At 72.7% G+C, this 16,377-nt stretch carries 12 protein-coding genes; 11 read left to right on the top strand and 1 reads right to left on the bottom strand.

All coding sequences use genetic code 11. The features are described 5' to 3' along the window. The 10 genes from QC282_RS31430 to QC282_RS31475 all read left to right on the top strand — a co-directional run. Positions 1–263: DUF6507 family protein (locus QC282_RS31430; protein ID WP_279552999.1), on the top strand; the 263-nt coding region annotated here is incomplete at its 5' end. Further along, positions 260–2,767: an ADP-ribosyltransferase gene (locus tag QC282_RS31435; protein WP_279553000.1), complete on the top strand. Its 2,508-nt coding sequence runs from the start codon at positions 260–262 to the stop codon at positions 2,765–2,767. The genes QC282_RS31430 and QC282_RS31435, both read left to right, overlap by 4 nt. A gap of 62 nt (positions 2,768–2,829) precedes the next feature. Beyond that, positions 2,830–3,228 (top strand): hypothetical protein, encoded by a 399-nt coding sequence (locus tag QC282_RS31440; protein ID WP_279553001.1) that lies wholly within the window; start codon positions 2,830–2,832, stop codon positions 3,226–3,228. A 7-nt stretch (positions 3,229–3,235) separates the two neighbouring features. Beyond that, positions 3,236–4,516 carry a DUF6508 domain-containing protein gene (locus QC282_RS31445; protein ID WP_279553002.1) on the top strand — a complete coding sequence of 427 codons (1,281 nt, stop codon included), beginning with the start codon at positions 3,236–3,238 and terminating at the stop codon, positions 4,514–4,516. Between the two features lie 310 nt (positions 4,517–4,826). Then, positions 4,827–5,138 (top strand): hypothetical protein, encoded by a 312-nt coding sequence (locus tag QC282_RS31450; protein WP_279553003.1) that lies wholly within the window; start codon positions 4,827–4,829, stop codon positions 5,136–5,138. A 109-nt stretch (positions 5,139–5,247) separates the two neighbouring features. Continuing rightward, on the top strand, positions 5,248–6,603 hold the full coding sequence (gene eccD, locus QC282_RS31455; protein ID WP_279553004.1) for a type VII secretion integral membrane protein EccD: 1,356 nt from the start codon (positions 5,248–5,250) through the stop codon (positions 6,601–6,603). A gap of 79 nt (positions 6,604–6,682) precedes the next feature. Then, positions 6,683–8,287: a hypothetical protein gene (locus tag QC282_RS31460; protein WP_279553005.1), complete on the top strand. Its 1,605-nt coding sequence runs from the start codon at positions 6,683–6,685 to the stop codon at positions 8,285–8,287. A 51-nt stretch (positions 8,288–8,338) separates the two neighbouring features. Beyond that, positions 8,339–12,316, top strand: a complete 3,978-nt coding sequence (gene eccCa, locus QC282_RS31465) for a type VII secretion protein EccCa (protein ID WP_279553006.1) — start codon at positions 8,339–8,341, stop codon at positions 12,314–12,316. Positions 12,317–12,323: 7 nt separating this feature from the next. Beyond that, a complete protein-coding gene (locus QC282_RS31470) occupies positions 12,324–13,757 on the top strand; it encodes a DUF6177 family protein (protein ID WP_279553007.1) in 1,434 nt (477 codons plus the stop codon). A 2-nt stretch (positions 13,758–13,759) separates the two neighbouring features. After that, a complete protein-coding gene (locus tag QC282_RS31475; RefSeq protein ID WP_279553008.1) occupies positions 13,760–14,212 on the top strand; it encodes an HD domain-containing protein in 453 nt (150 codons plus the stop codon). Between the two features lie 4 nt (positions 14,213–14,216). Here QC282_RS31475 and QC282_RS31480 read toward each other — a convergent pair whose 3' ends face one another. Next, positions 14,217–15,425 carry an acyltransferase family protein gene (locus QC282_RS31480; RefSeq protein WP_279553009.1) on the bottom strand — a complete coding sequence of 403 codons (1,209 nt, stop codon included), beginning with the start codon at positions 15,423–15,425 and terminating at the stop codon, positions 14,217–14,219. A 631-nt stretch (positions 15,426–16,056) separates the two neighbouring features. Here QC282_RS31480 and QC282_RS31485 point away from each other — a divergent pair. Then, on the top strand, positions 16,057–16,251 hold the full coding sequence (locus QC282_RS31485; protein ID WP_279553010.1) for a hypothetical protein: 195 nt from the start codon (positions 16,057–16,059) through the stop codon (positions 16,249–16,251). Positions 16,252–16,377 lie beyond the last annotated feature (126 nt).

Consider the following 16,377-nt stretch of genomic DNA (forward strand, 5'->3'; position numbering starts at 1 on the left):
CGGGCACGATCTCCGCGGAGGGCGGCGGGGGCGGGGGCGGTGAGAAGGCGCAGGGCGGCCTGGTCGCCCTGGCCCTTTCGCAGTACGCGGAACGGGCCTCCAAGGACCTGCAGTTCGTGGCGGCCCGCGCGGGCAAGTCGTTGCAGGGCGTGGTCGATGCCACCACCGCCTATCTCAACGGTGATCAGGAGATGGCGGCCGAGGCGCAGCGCAAGACGCTGGCCGCGCCGAAGATCGACATGCCCGGGGTGGGTAAGGCGTGATTCAGCCGGATCAGATTCCTCAGTTCACGGGCGACCTGGCGCAGCTGGAGACGGACTACGCGGGCCTGAAGAAGGACGCGGGCAATGTCCGCAGCGCCGGTTCCGATGTGCACTCGCAGTTTCAGGGCCTGTCGGCGTACTACCAGGCGCCCGAGGCGGAGAAGCTGTTCGCCACCACCAAACCGGTGAAGGACAGGGCGGACGGCTTCGCCGACGACCTGGAGACGGTGTCCTCGGCGCTGTCCTCCTACGCGACCGAAGTCCGGCCCCTGGTCGCGAAGCTGAAGGAGCTCAAGACCAAGGCACAGACCTTCGTCGACTCCGTGAAGGACGACGACGAGTGGGAGTACGACGGGGACAAGGTCGAGGAACACAACGGGATCCGTGACGAGATCACGGCGACCGTCGCCGCGTTCTGGGCGGCGGAGCGGACGTGCCACAACAAGATCACGGCGTTGTGGGGCGGCACGCAGATGGTCGCCGGGGACGGCTCGGACCGTAAGGACCAGTACGGGTTCTCGGCCGAGGACATGAAGAACGCCAAACTCCCCTGGGGTGACCCGGTGGAGGAGAAGCACCACTGGTACGAGGTCGGCCACTGGGTCAAGTCCTTCGTCTGGGACGGGCTCATCGTCGACGGCATCTGGGGCACGATCAAGGGCCTCGGGACGCTGGTGGGCTTCGGCGGCTGGGAGGCCATGGGCCAGGCCTGGAAGGGTCTCGCCCAGCTCGCCACCGGGCTCGCGCTCTCGTCCATCCCCGGTGTGGGGGCGATGTTCTGGACGCTCCCCGACGACAAGCTCCCCTCCTGGATCCGTGATTCGCGCACCGCGATGAAGGAGACGGGCAAGGCGCTGGTGGCGTGGGACCAGTGGGGCAAGAACCCCGCTCGCGCGGCGGGTGCGGTCACCTTCAACGTGCTGACGACCGTCTTCACGGGTGGTGCGGGCGGTGCTGTCGCGGGTGCCGGTAAGGCCGGTGCGGTGGCGAAGGTGCTGGGCACGGCGGGCAAGGTGATCGACCCGATGACCTACATCGCCAAGGGCGCCGGCGCCGGTCTGTCGAAGATCGGGGACATCGCCACCAGCCTCAAGGGCGTTGGCAACATCGACATCCCCACCCTCCCGGACGGCTCCGTCCAGCTGCCCGACGGCCGCACGCTCGCCCCGAACGGCAACATCGTCGCGCCCAACGGCGTCGTCGACACGACACCGGTCCCGCACGAGACGACGCCCGGTGTCCCGCACGGCACCCCGGGCACCACCCCGACGCTGCCCGCGCACTGGACGATCCCGGGCGGCCAGCAGCCTGTGTACGCCGGGGTCCACGCGGGCGACGGCGGCGTGCACACCGTCGACAACGCCGCCGGCCCCGGTCACTACAACCAGCCCGGCGTGAACCACCCCACCGGCGGCCACGTCCCCGGCGGCTCCTTCGACGCGACGCCGACCCAGACGCCGTACGGCCACACGCCCACGCAGACGCCGTACGGCAACGTCCCCGGACCGGGCTCGTACGGCAACGTCCCCGGACCCGGCGCGTACGACAACGTCCCGGGGCCGGGCGCGTACGACAACGCCCCCGGACCCGGCGCCTACGACAACGGCCCTGGACCGGGCGCCTACGACAACGGCACCCACCACACCGGCGGCCACGACGTTCCCGGCGGTTACACCGACGACGCGGCGCACGCAGCCGACGATACCGCGCACGCCGCCGACGACGCCGCGCACGCCGGTGACCACACCGACGTCGGCGACGCCGCGCACCACGGCACCGACGTTCCGGGCACGCCGGGCCACCAGGGCACGGACGTGCCGGGCAGCGGGGTGGCCGACGAGCCGTTCGAGTACAAGCCGCAGGTGTCCGCCGACGAGTTCGACGCGCTCACGACGGCGGAGAAGCACGCCGTCGCCGCGGCCGAGCTGGAGCGCGGCACGAACCCCGCGGCCAGCCTCAGCGACGACGCCGGCCAGGCCTACGGCGACGCGTACTGGAACGACTACGTCGACAACCTCGATCCGGCGGGACGCGAGGCGCTTCGTACGTACAGCGGTGCCGAGTACACGGAGATCAACGGTCACCTCCGCGGCGACCCGAAGTACGCGAACGTGGACCCCGAACTCCTGAAGACCATCGACGAGATGGACCGGGTCCTCGGCACCCGCCCCGTGCCCGAGAACATCATGGTCGTCCGGGGAACGGGCATCGATCACCTCGATCTGGACTCGCCCCTCGACATGCAGGGCAGGACCTTCGGCGACGACGCGTACACGTCCACGGCACTCGGCAGGACGGTGCCGCCCGCCTTCGCGTGGAAGCCCGTGGTCATGCACCTGCGGGTACCGGAGGGCACGCCCGCGCTCTGGCTGGACCACATCTCCAAGAACCCCGGAGAACGGGAACTGCTGCTCGCCCGCGGCACCCAGTACAAGGTGACGCGCGTCTTCGCGGACGACGCCGGCAAGTGGCACGTCTACGGTGAGGTCCTGCCGAGGCCGTGAGGACGGCTCCGGCGGCCCGACCGTCGTTGCGCGACAGACATACGTAAGGAAATGTGGACTTCATGAGCAGTGAACAGCCGGTCAACCCGCGCTTCGCCGACGACATGCAGATGAGGCTGGTGGACGGCCCGGCGACGTACGCCCGCAGGACCGACAAGCCCGTCTCCCACCTCAGCGTCGCCGACCCCGCAGGCACGGTCATCGGATACGTGTGGGCCAACGACGAGGACGACGCCGCCGGTTGGGTGGTGCCGCAGGGACTGCCGGGCAGCGCCCTCAACGCCGGCGGCTCCTGGATCCGAGCGCTGCGCGACGGCAAGGCCCGTGGGCTCGCCCCCTCCGACCTGCTCGCCGAGCTGGCGCGGGGCGCGAACGACAGCGACCTGAGCCACGCCGTCCCGGACTCCCTCACCCAGGCGCCGAGCCTGGACGCCCTCAAGGAGCTGGCAGCCCGAGGCTGAGCCGTCGATGATCGCAGTACCCCCCGGCGGGTCCGTCCGGTACGTCACCGTCACCGCCCCCGACGGAGAAGTCGTCGGCTTCCTCTGGGCCGACGCCACCGACGTCGGTTGGACGGACCGGCGGGCCGGCAGCGTCGCCGCCCACCGCGCCGGACAGGAATGGGCCCGCAAAGCCCGCGAAGCGCACGAGCGTGGGCTCGCCCCGTTCGGTGTGCTCAACCTGCTCAGTCACGAGCCCGGCGCCGGCCCCGTCACCGAGGCCCCCGGCAAGGAGACCGTCGAGGAACTCGCCCGGATCGTCACCCCGGACGACGACCGACGGCTGCTCGCCCAGCTCGCGCCCTTGGACGACGACGCCTGGCGCGAGCTCGCCGAGGCGTTCGACGCGCTCACGGACGAGGACCGGGACGTGAAGTGGGGCGGCGGGCACAAGCTGCCGAGCGGTGCGACGCACGTCGCGTTCCCGCTCTACAGCAAGCCGCTGCAGCGCGCCGTCTCCGCGCTGTCCGGCGTCGGCGCCGTCACCCCCGAGCACCGCTGGATGGGCGTCCCGATGCCGAAGCCGCCGCCGGAGGGGCAGATGCTGGCGCCGGCCGACGCCGTACGCGCCGCGACGGCGATCGTGCGCGGGGAGCGGTTCTGCGACGGGCACATCGCCGAGTCCGTGCAGGACGGCCTCTTCGACGCCGTGGCCGCCTCCCTGCGCGCCTGGCACGCCTCCGGGGGGAACGCCGTACCGGCCACCGGGACGGCGGCCACCGCGACGGCACCCACCGCGACGCCGTCCACCGAAACGACGGCCGTGACGACACCCACCGAAACGACGGCCGCGACGCCGTCCACCGCGACGGATCGCCCCACGTCACCCCGTCCCCAGCAGTCACCGCCCCCGCCCGGACCCGTGTGCAGATTCTGCGGAGGTTCTCCCGCCGCGGACGTCACGTTCCGCGCCCATCAAGCACTGCTCGTCTACATGCGGACCCGGAAGATGGCCGGGCCGATGTGCCTGACGTGCGGGCTGGCCGTGTACCGGACGCTGACCACGTACACGCTCTGGCAGGGCTGGTGGAGCCCCTTCTCGCTGTTCGTGTTCGCGCCGCTCACCCTGGTCCGGAACGTCCTCGCCGTGCGCCACGTGAGGAAACTCGCGGCTCCGGGGCCGGGACCGAGCGGGCCGCGCTTCGATCCGGGGGTGCCCGTACGGCGCCGGCCGCTCGCGTACGTCGGGCTCGTTCCGGTGCTCTGGGTGCTCGTGATGATCGTCTCCGGGCTGGCCGGGGGACCGTGACGGAGCGCTGCGCGGGCCCGCGTCGGACGGCCCTGAGGGCGCCCGCCCCGGGTGTACTGAATGCCCCTCCATGCCTTATGTTGCGGAAGCGAAGTAGGGGGATCTCGCATGCCGCAGACGGGCGCCGGTGCACCTCGGGGCGCTGCGGCCTGCCGGCCGTGCCTTCGGTGGAACCGCCGCCCGCCCGCCGTACGGCGGCGCACGCGGGGCGAACGCCGTCGCGGCACGCGGTCTCGGCCCGGTTCCGGGAGACCGACTCCGCCTACCCGCAGACGCACCTACAGGAAGACGCACCCACGGGGACGACCGAATGGCACGGGACTACGACAGCCAGCTGCTGGAGTCGGTGGCGGTGCGTCGGCGCCGGATGCGCGACGCGCTGCTGTTCGGCGCGCAACGCTCCAGGCGGACGGCGGACGAACGGCTCGGCAAGCTCTTCGCGGGCATCGCGATCGCGGCCGTGCTGTGCGCCGGTTGCGTCGGCTGGTCCTTCGTCCAGTCGATGATGGCGAAGCAGAAGGCCGAGCAGGAGAAGCAGCGGCAGCAGCAGGAGCAGCTCTACAACCCGAAGCCGAGCGCCTCCCCGTCGGGCGGCGCCGACAAGGGCGCGGAGCAGCGGTGAGCGCCGCTCCGACGACCGCCGCGACGGTCGACATGGTCATGCGCATGGTCCCGCCGGTCCTGCCGGAAGGCACCCTGGGCCGAGACAACGCGATGATAGGTTCCGGTGAGTGGTGAGCACAGCAACGACGTCCCGCACCCAGTTGAGCCGGGTCACCCTGATCGGTGAGCGACGGCGCGCCGACCTCGTCCTTCCGTCGGACACGGCGATCGGCCAACTGCTCCCCGACATCCTGCGGTTGCTGGACGACCGGGCCGCCACCCGGCCGACCACCCGGCAGTTGATCACGTCCGACGGCTCCGCGCTGCCGCACGACGCCACCCTGTCCTCGGCGGAGGTCCCGGACGGTGCCGTACTGCGCCTCGTGCGCGCGCACGCCGCACCGCCCGCGCCCGTCGTGCACGACGTCACCGACCAGGTCGCCGACGACCTCGACCTGCGGGCCTGGCGCTGGCGCCCCGCCGCGCGCCGGGCGAGCGCCGGTGTGGCCGTCGTCGTGTTCGCCGTGACCGCGGCCCTGCTGGCCCGGCGCGAGTTCGCGCTGGAGCACGTGGCCGCCGGGCTCGCGGCCGTCACCGCCCTCTTCCTCGTCGCCGGCGCGCTCGTCGCGAAGATCGGGCAGGGCAACCGGGGCCTGGCCACCGCGCTGCTGCTCGCCGCCGGCGGACTCGGCCTGCTCACCGCCTGGACCGCCGCCGACGCCCACGACTGGTCCGGCACCGTCCGGCTGGCCGGTGTCGCCGCCTCGCTGGTGATCAGCCTGGTCCTGCTCGCCTACTTCTCGCCGCTCGGCCGCGGCGGACTCATCGGCGCCGGGGCGATCGCCGCCGTGACCGCCGTGTGGGAGATCGTCGCCGCCGTACAGGACCGGCCGGACCGGCTCGGTGCCGTGATGGCCGTGTTCTCCGTCGTGCTGCTCGGCATGCTGCCGCGCTTCGCGCTGATGGCCTCCGGGCTCACCGGACTCGACGACCGGCGTTCCTCCGGTACGTCGGTGAGCCGGCACGAGGTCGCCAACGCCCTCGCCGCCACCCACCGCGGGCTCGCCCTCGCGACCGTGGTCACCGCCGCGTCCGCCGCGGCCGGCGGCTGGCTGCTGACCACGGCGGAGGAACCGACCGTGTGGACGGTGGGCCTGGCCGCGCTCACCGCCGGGGTGCTGCTGTCGCGGGCCCGGGCCTTCCCGCTGATCGCCGAGGTCGTGGCACTGTTCGGGGCGGCGGCACTGCTCGTCGTACGGCTCGCGGTGCTGTGGCTCGACCACGCCGGGGGCGTCGGGGCGCTCGTCCTGCTGGGCGCAGCGGCACTGCTGCCGCTGCTGGTCCTCGGCATCGAGCCGCCCGAGCACGTCCGGGTCCGGCTGCGGCGGTTCGCCGATCTGATCGAGTCGCTCGGTGTGATCGGGCTGTTCCCGCTCGCCGTGGGGGCGTTCGGCATCTACGGGCAGCTGCTCAACAAGTTCTGAGGCTTCGACGACGAGACGCCGACGCGCCGTCGCCTCCGCGCGGGACGACGAAGCAGGCGTCGCAGGAGAGAAGGGCGACATGCCGAGCGGGGACAACTGGCAGGGCGATGTGCTGCGCGACCTGAGGGGTGGCGCGGCCCAGCGGCGTGCCACGGGACCGGACGGACAGCCACAGCAGGAGCCTCAGCAGCAGGCGGAGGCCCAGCAGCAGGGCGCGCCCGGACCGGACGTCCCGCAGCAGGGCGCGTCGTACGGCTATCCGCAGGCCCAGGCCCAGCAGCCCGGCCAGGGCGAGGCAGCCGCGTACGGCTACCCGCAGGGCCAGGACCCGGCCCACGGCTACCCGAACGCCCAGGGCCAGGGCGCGCCGTACGGCTCGCAGCACGCCCAGGCCGCCGCCGCGTACGACCCGCACGCCCAGGCCGCCGCCGCGTACGACCCGCACGCGCAGCAGGCCCAGGCCGCCGCCGCGTACGACCCGCACGCGCAACAGCCCGGCCAGGTCCCGGCGTACGGCTACCCCAACGCCCAGCAGCAGCCCGCGCAGCCGCAGGCGCAGGGCCAGGGTTACGGCTACCCGCAGCAGCAGCCGCAGGCGTACCCCGGCCAGGCCCACGTCCAGCAGCAGTACGCCCAGCAGGGGCACGCGGCACAGCAGCCGTACCCGCAGCAGTACGCCGACGGCGCCCACCCCGGCCGGCAGCCGCAGCAGGCCCAGGCCCAGCCGCAGGCCCCCGCCCCGCGCCCGCGCTCCTCCCGTTCCACCCCCGACTCCTCCCCGGTGATGGACAAGCAGCTCGCCTCCGCCGGGCTCAAGCCCCGCCGCGGCGAGCCCTTCGGCGCCCGCGCCCTGCGCGCCGTACGCCGTACCGTGTCCTCGTCCGCCGCGCGCGAGGTCGCCGAGACCACCGCGACCGCCGAGGCCCTGCAGCAGCCGGTCACCACGGGCCGGCAGATCGCCGTGACGTCCATCCGCGGCGGCTCCGGCAAGACGACGATCGCCGCCCTGCTCGGCGCGACGTACGCCCACTACCGTCAGGACCCGGTCCTGATGGTCGAGGCGGACCCGGCGCTCGGCTCGCTGCCGATCCGGCTGGGCGCGGAGAGCCTGCGCTGGACGACCGGTGACCTCGCCGACGTCGTGGAGCCGCAGATGACGCTGCTCGACGTCACCGGCTACCTGGTCCAACTGCCCGACAACGCCTGGCTGCTGCCCGGCAGCCAGGGCCAGGTCGGCGCCATGCTCGACACCCGCAGCTACGAGCGGGTCATGGTGTCGCTGCGGCGCTACTTCGGCGTGACCGTGGTCGACTGCGAGACGCTGCCCGCCGAGGTCGCCCGCACCGCCCTGTCCGCCGCCCAGGCCCGCGTCCTCACCGTGCCCGCGACCCTGGAGGGCATCGCCAGCACGCACGCGGTCCTGCAGTGGATGCGCGGCCTGCCCCGGGACATCACCACCACGACCGTCGTCGTCCTCACCGAGACCGTGCCGCACCTCGGCCTCGACCTCGACAAGGCGGCGGAGCGGCTCAAGACGACGGGCGCGACCGTACGCGTCCTGCCCTACGACCGGCATCTGGCGGCCGGCGGCACCATCCGCACCGAACTGCTCGCGCGGGCCACCCGGCAGGCGGCCACCCGGCTGGCGGCGGAGGTCTTCCAGCTCTCCCAGCAGCGTCGCTGAACCACCCCCGCGGGAAGGGAACTTGAAGGACTTCGAGGACAGGGCGAGACGATGAGCACCCGACTGATCCACCGGCCGGCCCGCACCACCCGGCCCCCGGCCGCACCCGAGCCGCGCTCCATAGAGGCACCGCCCAACCTGCCCGACGGCAAGGCGGGTTCCATCGCGACCTCGCTGCTGCCCGTCGCCGGTGTGATGTCGTCCGTCGTGATGATGACGGTCATGCGCAACAGCCAGTTCGCGGCGCTGGGCGCGATCATCCTCGTCGTCACCATCGCCGGCTCGCTGATCCTGGTCTTCTCGCAGCGCGGCAAGGCCCAGCGCACCCGCCGCACCCAGCGCGAGGCCTACCTCGCCTATCTGGAGGACCAGCGCGAGGAACTGTCCCGGCAGGAACGGGAGCGCCGGGAGAGCACCCAGGTGCTGAACCCGCCGCCGGACGCCCTGTACGACATCGTCCGCGACCCGGCCCGGCTGTGGGAGCGGCGCCGCCTCGACGCCGACTTCCTGCGCGTCCGGGTCGGCACCGGCGAGATGCGGGTGCGGGACCTGAAGATCGCCCAGCAGGGCGGCTCGGTGCTCACGCCGCCCGACGAGTTCATGCTGAACGAGGCCTCCGCGCTCGTGAACCGCTTCAGCACCGGCACCGAACTCCCGCTCACCGTCCCCCTCGACCGCGTCGGCAACGTCAGCCTCATCGGCCCGCGCGAGGACACCCTCCGCGTCGCCCGCGCGCTCCTCGTGCAGACCGCCGCCACCCACGCCCCCGACGACGTGGCGATGGCGCTGGCCAGCCCCGGCGACCGGATCACCGAGTGGGAGTGGGCCAAGTGGCTGCCGCACCTGCTCGACGCCGAGCAGTTCGACGGCCCCGTCGCCGCCCGCCGCATCGCGCCCTCCCTGCCCCAGCTGGCCCGCCAGATCGGCCCCGAGCTGCGCCGCCGCGCCTCCTACGCGGCCGAGGTGCGCCGCGGCCTGTCCGGCAAGGACGCCCTCGCCATGACGTCCCGGCTGCTCGTCGTCGCCGACGGGCACGGCGCCGACGCCGTGGACCTGCCCCGCCCCGACGACGCGGTCGCCCTGCGCGACATGGGCGTCACGGTCCTGCACCTGCTGGACGAGCGGGTCCAGGAGCCCGGCCACGTGGGCGTGCGCATCACCGTCGACGGCGAGCGCATCGTCATCGAGGACCTGCGCGAGGCCGAGCCGATGACCGCGCACGGCACCGTGGACGAGGTCGGCATCCCGTTTGCCGAGGGCCTCGCCCGCATGCTCGCCCCGCTCAGGCTGTCCGCGGACTCGATGGGCGCGGACGCCCCGCTGACCGGACCCGTCGACTTCGCCGACCTGCTCGGCATCGACGACGTCGCCCACCTCGACCTGGCCCGGATGTGGGCGCCGCGCGGCGAACGCGCCTTCCTGCGCGTGCCGATCGGCATCAGCGACTCCCGCGAGCCCGTGCTGCTCGACCTGAAGGAGTCCTCCGAGCTGGGCATGGGCCCGCACGGCCTGTGCGTCGGCGCCACCGGTTCCGGCAAGTCCGAGCTGCTGCGCACCCTGGTCCTCGCCCTGGTCGCCACGCACCCGCCGGAGGACCTCGCCCTCGTCCTGGTCGACTACAAGGGCGGCGCCACCTTCGCGCCCTTCTCCGACCTGCCGCACGTCGCCGGCGTCATCACCAACCTGGAGAACCAGGCCGGCCTGGTCGAGCGCGTCCACGCCTCCCTGGCCGGCGAGGTCAAGCGCCGCCAGCAGGTCCTCAAGGACGCGGGCAACGTCGCCGACATCGGCCACTACGCCGCGCTGCGCGCCGAGAAGCGCCCCGACCTGGAGCCGCTGCCGCACCTGTTCGTGGTGATCGACGAGTTCGGCGAACTCCTCACCGCGAAGCCGGACTTCATCGACCTGTTCCTGTCCATCGGCCGCATCGGCCGCTCCATCGGCGTCCACCTGCTGCTGTCCAGCCAGCGCATCGAGGGCGGCAAGCTCAAGGGCCTGGACACCTACCTGTCGTACCGGCTCGGCCTGCGCACCTTCTCCGCCGACGAGTCCCGGACCGTCCTGGACACCACCGACGCCTTCCACCTGCCGCCGCTGCCCGGCTTCGGCTACCTCAAGGTCGACACCAGCCACTACGAGCGGTTCAAGGCCAGCTACGTGTCCGGCGCCTACCGCGGCCCCGTGCAGCGCGAGACCGAGGACACCGGGCCGCTCGCCCTGGAGTACGAGGCCTACAACACCCTCGGCGAGGAGCAGAACGCGGCGCCCGAGGAGCCCCAGGTGCGGCGCCGGGAGACCGGGCCCACCGAAATGGGCGTCCTCATCGACCAGTTGGAGGGCGCCGGGGCCCGCCCGGTGCGCCAGATCTGGCTGCCGCCGCTGCCCTCCGCGGTCGCCCTCGACAAGGTCGCCGGGCCGGTGGAGGTCGGCCCGCGCGGCATGCAGCTCGCCAAGCGGCGCGGCCCCCTCCAGGTGCCGCTGGGCGTGCTGGACGACCCGACCAAGCAGTGGCAGGGCCAGTGGTACCTGGACCTCACGCTGGCCGGCGGCCACGCCGCGATCATCGGCGGCCCGCAGTCCGGCAAGACCACCCTGCTGCGCACCCTGGCCCTCTCGCTGTCCCTGACGCACACCCCGCAGGAGGTCGGCGTCTACGGACTCGACCTCGTCGGCGGCGGCCTCCAGGCGCTGTCCGGGCTGCCGCACGTCGGCGGCGTCGCCGGCCGCGCCGACCGCGAACGCGCCGCCCGCACCATCGACTCCGTGCGCGGCATGCTCGACCAGCGCGAGGAACTGTTCCGCATCCACAACATCGACTCCCTGGAGCAGCTGCGCACCCTGCGCGCCGCCGGCCAGGTGCGCGAGCTGGCGTCCACCGAGATCGTGCTGCTCATCGACGGCTTCGGCGCCCTGCGGGACGACTTCGAGGAACTCGACGACGCGGTGGTCGACATCCTCAAGCGCGGCAGCGGCTACGGCATCCACGTCGTCGCCGGCATGCTGCGCTGGAACGACGTGCGCATCGCGACCCAGTCCCAGTTCGGCACGCGCGTCGAGCTGCGCCTGAACGACCCGAGCGAGTCCAGCGTCGACCGCAAGCTCGCCCAGACGCTGTCACCCGAGGAGAAGGGCCGCGTCCTCACCGACGGCAAGCTGTTCGCCCAGGTCGCGCTGCCGCGCACGGACTCCCTGTCCGACACCACCGACCTCGGCGCGGTCCTGGAGCGCACCGCCCGCACGATCCGCGCCACCTGGACCGGCGAGGTCGCCCAGCCCGTCCGCGTGCTGCCGCACCTGCTGGAGCCGCAGGCGCTGCCCGGCCCGTCGTCCGAGCCGCGCCGGGTCCCGATCGGCCTGGACCAGACGCAGCTCGCGCCGGTCCTGCTCGACCTGTTCGAGCACGACCAGCACCTGATGATCATGGGCGACAGCGAGTGCGGCAAGACGAACCTGCTGAAGGTCCTCTCCCAGGGCCTCATCGAGCGGTACGGCGACAACGAGATCGTGTTCGGCGTCTTCGACCCGCGCCGCGGCCTGCGCGGCACCATCCCGGAGGAGTACCGGGGCGGCTACGCCTACAACTCCAAGCTGTGCGCGGGCCTGGCCGCCGGCATCGCGAGCGAACTGGAGAAGCGGCTGCCCGACGAGGGCGCCGACAGCGAGGACCTGGAGCCGGGCAGCTTCTCCGGCCCGCGCATCGTGATCCTCGTCGACGACTACGACGTCCTGACCACCGCCGGGCAGCAGCCGCTCGCGCCGTTCGTGCCGTACATCCCGTCGGCCGTCGACATCGGCCTGCACTTCGTCCTGACCCGCCGCGTCGCGGGCGCCTCCCGCGGCCTGTACGAGCCGCTGCTGCAGAGCCTGCGCGAGTCGGGCGCCTCGGCGCTGGTGATGGCGGGCGACCGCAGCGAGGGCCAGCTGTTCCCCGGCGTGTACGCGGGCCCGCAGCCGCCCGGCCGGGGCGTGCTGATCCGCAGGGGCGAGCCGAACCGGCTGATCCAGACCGTCTACTCGGGGACCAGGTGAACCACCCATGACGAAGGACGTCATCGCCCTCACGAAGAAGATGCCGGACCCGCTGAGCGTGCTCGCGGGACTGCTGTCCGGCGGCCCGGACCGGCTGGTCGGCACCGAGGGGGACGGCGCGGTGGTGCGGCTGCACGACGAGCAGGGCCGGCCGCTGGTCTCCGTGGAGGCGCCCCTGCTGGTGCAGGTCCCCGGTGAGGCCGAGCGGCTGCTCGGGGCGACCGAGCCCGAGGTGCCGTACTGGTGGACCGAGGCCCGCGCCACCACCGGCGTCGCGGAGGCCGAGGCGCTCGCCGGGACCTTCGCCGCCCGCCTCGCCACGCTGGTGGGCGGCACGGCCTGGCCCCCGGAGGCGGCGGATTCGCTGGCCGTCGTCAAGACCGACGGGGTGAGCGCGGCGCCGGTGCCGGCCGCCGCCCAGCCCGCCGTGGACGTCCTGACCGACAAGGTCGCCGTCGTCATCCAGGACCGCCCGGTCGTCGCGATGACGGCCTGGCTCCAGGACGCCTTCCGCGCCGCCGCCAACGCGGAGCTGGGCCTGCAGATCGTCACCCCGGCGGGCACCCGCCTGTCCCCGGCGGTCCGCAACAGCCTGCCCGGCTGGCCCTCGCGCTGGGTGGTCCAGGACGAGCGCGACGGCTACTACGACGGCCTGTCGGGCGCCGTGCTGACCTGGGCGAACGGCCTCTTCGTGACCGTCGAGTCCCCGGACGCGACCCGCGAGGACCCGCGCACCCCGGTCGCCGCCTCCTTCAAGGAGGCCCCCCTCGAAGCGGGCGACACCGGCGAACGCCAGCTGGCGATCTCCTTCCGCACCGTCCACCCCGCCGACGACCGCCTCGTCCTCGGCGGCGCCGTGGAGGCCGTCTGGCGGGAGATCACCGGCGAGCCGCCGGCCGGCTGGGGCACCGAGGAGCCCGCCAACCTGCCCTGGTCACTGCGGCAGTTGACCGACGTGGCCTACGAGCGGACGCCCGAGCCGACCTGGCTGGTGGTCGTCGGCAGCCCCGAGCGCCCCGGCCTCGCGACGGTCCGCATCACCCGGACCAAGGCCGGCGTGGAGGAGGACGTCACGATGGCCTTCGGCTACGGCCCGGCCGAGGAGGTGCCGCACGACGCGGTGCCCGCCGCCGCCGAGGCCCTGGCCACCCGGCACGACCTGCAGTCCATGCTGGTGCAGATCCGCCGGGCCCGCCGCGACCTGTCCGTCCCGCCGCGGTTCGAGGGCCCCGGCGTGCCGTACGCGTTCGTCCTGGGCGCCGAGGAGGTCCGCGAGATGCCCGGCGACCGGGCCCGCCGCACCCCGCTCGCCGAGCGCCCCCGCGAACTCGGCCCCAAGACCCGCCCGGCGCTGTACTACCCGCTGCCCGGCGACCCGTCGGACCTGTCGGGCTGGCAGGACTTCGAGCGCCTGATGAGGCACCTCAAGGGCGGGTCCTGACGATGGGCCCGGCCGAGGCCGAGGCCGAGGCCACCGCCCGAGCCGCGCACGAGGGCCAGACCGACAAGGCGGGCCGCCCCTACGCCGAACACCTGAAGGCCGTGGCCGACGGGGTGCGCGCCCGGGGCGGCGACGACGAGCAGATCGCCGCGGCCTGGCTGCACGACGCCGTCGAGGACGGCAGGCTCTCCGAGCGGTGGCTGGCGGACGCCCCGCTCGGCCGCCGTACGAAGGACATCGTGCTCGCGGTCACCAAGCGGCCCGGCGAGCCGCCCGAGGCGTACGCCGCGCGCATCCTCGCCACACCGGGCGCCCTGCTGGTGAAGGAGGCCGACCTGGCGCACAACGCGGACCCGGCGCGCCTGGCGGTCCTGGACGAGGCGACCCGCAAAAGACTGGCCGAGAAGTACGCGAGGATGCGCGCACTTCTCGGCCTGACGGGCGAAGCGGGCTGAGGACCTAGACCCCCGCCTTCTCCTTCTCCTTCTCGGTCTCCTTCTCGTTCCTGCGGCCGCTGCCGGACTTCTCGCGTTCGCGGGCCGGCTCGGCGGCGTCCCGCTGGAACGCCCACTCCATCCTCGGCTCCATCGCGAACCGGAAGACCCGCTGGACGGGCTTGGTGCACAGCAGCGTGACGACCGCCGCGGCGAGGCCGCTCACGAAGACCACACCGAGCGGCTGGTGCAGCCAGGCGTGCTCGTACCAGCCGCGGTAGTCACCGGCCTTCACCAGGAAGCCGTGCAGCAGGTAGCCGTAGAGCGTGCCCGCGCCCAGCGCGGTGAACCACATGTGGCGGCGCGGCACCCAGGCGAAGAAGCAGGCGGTCAGCAGCAGGGAGCAGCCGAAGATCGCCAGCGTCATGACCGGGCCGGACCACCAGGGCGCGCCCAGTTCCTGCGCGGCGTCACGGTGGTAGAACCACGTGGTCGCCATGCGCGGCTCCGCCCACCAGCCGAAGACGAGGGCGAACGCGGCCACCGGCACGGCCAGGATCCGCATCGAGCGTCGGCGCACCATCTGGAAGTGCTCGGGCCGCATGCACAGGCCCAGCACGAAGTACGGCAGGAACTGCAGGACGCGCTGCAGGTCCAGGTCGTCGCCGATCTCCGGGGACATGGAGGCCAGCATGGCGATGGCGAGCGCGAGGGGGAGCGGGTGGCGCACCAGCTTCCAGATCGGCGTCGTCAGCCGCCACAGGAACAGCGCGACCAGGAACCACGTCAGGTACCAGGGGTCCAGAAGGCTGATGTCCTGGTCGGGGTCGTGGCCGACGTACCGCTTGAAGAGGGGATACGCCGTCTCGAAGAGGATGTACGGCACGGCGACGCCGGTGATCAGCCGCTTCAGCCGGCTGGGCCGCATGTCGAAACTGCGGGAGAAGAAGCCGGAGATGATGATGAACGCCGGCATGTGGAAGGAGTACACGACCGAGTACGCGGCTTCCAGGGTCCGGCTGTCGCCCTTCAGCGGCTCCCAGGCGTGACCGATGGCCACCAGCACGATCGCCAGGTACTTGGCGTTGTCGAAGAACGCGTCACGCTGTTTGTTCTGCTGCGTGCTCTGCGGCTTGTTCTGCGGCGGGCTCGGCTCCGCCGCTCCGTCGTCCGGCGACTGTGCCGGGGGAAGCGGCGTCCTGCGAGTGCCGTACGGTCGCAGCGAGTTCGTCACGGACCCTCCCACCAGGAACTCGGGGATTCGATCCGGGACCTCGCTGCGCTTGCGGGGGACGAGGCAGCGTGGAACATCTGAGGCACCTTAGCGTCGCGCCAGGGTTTTCGTAAAACCCTCGACGTCATTCCTGGTTTTCCCTTCGGATACCCCGGATTTCGCGGGAGTTGACCACCCCGATGACGTGACGACCGGCACACCGCCCACCTCGATTGTGCACATCGTATGTGCCCTACTTGTCATGCTTCATCCGCCCTAAGCGGGGCATAAGACCAGCAGGCGACTCTGGCGGAATGTCCTCTTCCGTGCCCGTATGCCGCTTCGCGGCGCGGCCGTTGGCGATCCCGCGGCGGCAATTCGAAATGCCTGCGAACGCGTTGTGTGGAGACGGAAACGATCCGACCGAATTCCTGTGCGGGCGCGTTGGCGAATTGTGGTCGGTCACCCGCCCGGTGAGGTTCGTGCGCCGACCTGGGTACCCGGCGCGGCGCCGCCGAACCGGAGGGCCGCGGCCGGACGTTGCGTCACCGGCCGCATGAGGCGGCCCGGTTGGTGGCACGATGGTTCTGGCGGGGGTTGCCACGGCACACCCCCGGGCCGGGAGAGCGGACGACCGAGGGTGTGATCAGTTGTGGCCATTTCGCTGTCAGTGGTGCTGCTGTTGGCGATCATCCTGGTGGTGCTGCTGAGAGGAGGCTCCCTCAAGGCCGGCCCCGCCATCGTCGCCGTACTGTTCGGCTTCTTCCTGGCCTCGACGGGCATGGCGCCCTCGATCAACAGGTTCATGAACTCGATAGCGGAGACGATCAACTCGATCAGCTTCTGAGCCCGGACCCGTCGCCGGCCTCCGAGCCCGGGTCCGGCCGCCCGGCCGCGGATAACGCGTCGGGCCCCGTTCCGCAGAACCGGCCCCCACCGCCGGTCAGAGCGGGCGACGGGCCACGCACCCGCG

The organism is Streptomyces sp. DH24, assembly GCF_029813775.1.
In the GTDB taxonomy this organism is placed as follows: domain Bacteria; phylum Actinomycetota; class Actinomycetes; order Streptomycetales; family Streptomycetaceae; genus Streptomyces.

Excerpts from the sequence above, each read along its gene's own strand:
- QC282_RS31475 (WP_279553008.1), top strand. The coding sequence starts at position 13,760 with ATGGGCCCGGCCGAGGCCGAGGCCGAGGCCACCGCCCGAGCCGCGCAC.
- QC282_RS31460 (WP_279553005.1), top strand. The coding sequence starts at position 6,683 with ATGCCGAGCGGGGACAACTGGCAGGGCGATGTGCTGCGCGACCTGAGG.
- QC282_RS31440 (WP_279553001.1), top strand. The coding sequence starts at position 2,830 with ATGAGCAGTGAACAGCCGGTCAACCCGCGCTTCGCCGACGACATGCAG.
- QC282_RS31470 (WP_279553007.1), top strand. The coding sequence starts at position 12,324 with ATGACGAAGGACGTCATCGCCCTCACGAAGAAGATGCCGGACCCGCTG.
- QC282_RS31445 (WP_279553002.1), top strand. The coding sequence starts at position 3,236 with ATGATCGCAGTACCCCCCGGCGGGTCCGTCCGGTACGTCACCGTCACC.
- eccCa (WP_279553006.1), top strand. The coding sequence starts at position 8,339 with ATGAGCACCCGACTGATCCACCGGCCGGCCCGCACCACCCGGCCCCCG.
- QC282_RS31450 (WP_279553003.1), top strand. The coding sequence starts at position 4,827 with ATGGCACGGGACTACGACAGCCAGCTGCTGGAGTCGGTGGCGGTGCGT.